At 73.4% G+C, this 1513-nt stretch carries 1 protein-coding gene; it reads right to left on the bottom strand.

What is annotated here, in order from left to right:
- Window positions 1-1513 (bottom strand): amino acid adenylation domain-containing protein (locus ACFV04_RS43715; protein WP_380536652.1); only part of this gene is annotated, 1513 nt, incomplete at both ends.

Raw genomic sequence — 1513 nt, 5'->3', positions numbered from 1 at the left:
CTCCGTCGGTGGTCCAGCGGACGATGTCGCCGGTGCGGTACATGCGGTCGCCGGGCGCGCCGAAGGGGCAGGCGACGAAGCGTTCGGCGGTCAGGCCGGGGCGGCCGAGGTAGCCCCGGGCCAGGCCGGTGCCGGCGATGTACAGCTCACCGGACACGCGCGGCGGCACCGGACGCAGCGCGGCGTCCAGGACGAAGACCCGCGTGTTGTCCAGTGGGCGGCCGATCGGCGGGATCGCCCGTGGCAGCGGTGCGGCGGGGAGCCGGTGTCCGGTGGCGTAGGTGGTGGCCTCCGTCGGCCCGTAGACGTGCGACACCACGGTGTCCGGGCAAGCCGCCAGTACCGCCGCCATCGCGGCCGGTGAGGCCGCCTCGCCGCCGGTCAGCAGTTCGCCCAGGCCCGCCAAGGCCTCCGGCTCGTCCTCGGCCAGCAGGTTGAACAGGGCGGTGGTGAAGAACGCGCCGGTCACCCGCTGCTCGGTGAGTACGGACCGGAACACCGCCGGGTCCGTCTCGCCGACGGGCGCGAGCACCACCGTGCCGCCGGACAGCAGCGGCACCCACAGTTCGTAGGTGGAGCCGTCGAAGGCGAGCGGCGAGTGCAGGAGGACCCGGCGGTGCGCGGCCGGGTGGAACATCCGGTCGGCGGCGAGGGCCGCGACGTTGCGGTGCGTCGCCATGACGCCCTTCGGGATGCCGGTCGAGCCGGAGGTGTACATCGCGTAGGCCACCTGGTCCGGGCGGACCGGGACGGCCGGCGCGGTGTCGGGGAACGCCGCCACCGCCCCCGGGTCCGTGCTCAACAGGACGGCACCGTCGGGAAGTTCGATGTCCCCGCCGAGAAGGCCGTCGGACAGCACCACCCGGGCCGAGCTCTCCCGGAGGATCTGCTGGATCCGCGCCGCTGGGTACCGGGTGTCGAGCGGGATGTAGCTGCCGCCGGCCTTGAGCACGCCCAGGATCGCGACGACCAGGTCCAGGGACCGCTCGCCGAGCAGTACCACCCGGCTCTCCGGCCCGATGCCGGCGGCGATCAGGCGGTGGGCGAGGCGGTTGCTGCGGGCGTCGAGGTCGGCGTAGCTGAGTTGCCGGTCGGCGTGGACGAGGGCGGTGGCGTCGGGGGTGCGGGCCGCCTGCGCCGCGAAGAGGGCGGTGAGCGGCTGGGTGGGGTCGTCGGTGGAGGTGTCGTTCCAGGCGGTCAGGAGGTGACGGCGGTCGTCGGGGGTGAGCAGGTCGACGGAGTGGACCGGGGCGGTGGGGTCGGCGGCGAAGGTGGCGAGGAGGTGAACCCAGTGACGGCCGAGGAGTTCGATCGACTTCTGGTCGAAGAGGTCGGTGGCGTAGGTGATGCGGGTGGTGAGGCCGGCGGGGTTTCCGGTGGGGTCGTGGTGTTCGCTGATGTCGAGTTGGAGGTCGAATTTGGCGGCGGGGGCGCCGGTGGGCAGGGAGGTGGTGGTGAGGCCGGGGAGGTCGAGGGTGGCGGTGGCGTTGTTCTGGAGGGCGAGCATGACCTG

It is taken from the genome of Kitasatospora sp. NPDC059599 (assembly GCF_042735125.1).
Lineage (GTDB): Bacteria > Actinomycetota > Actinomycetes > Streptomycetales > Streptomycetaceae > Kitasatospora.
Note: the sequence above shows the minus strand (reverse complement) of the source record. Positions and strands in the feature narration are given on the sequence as shown.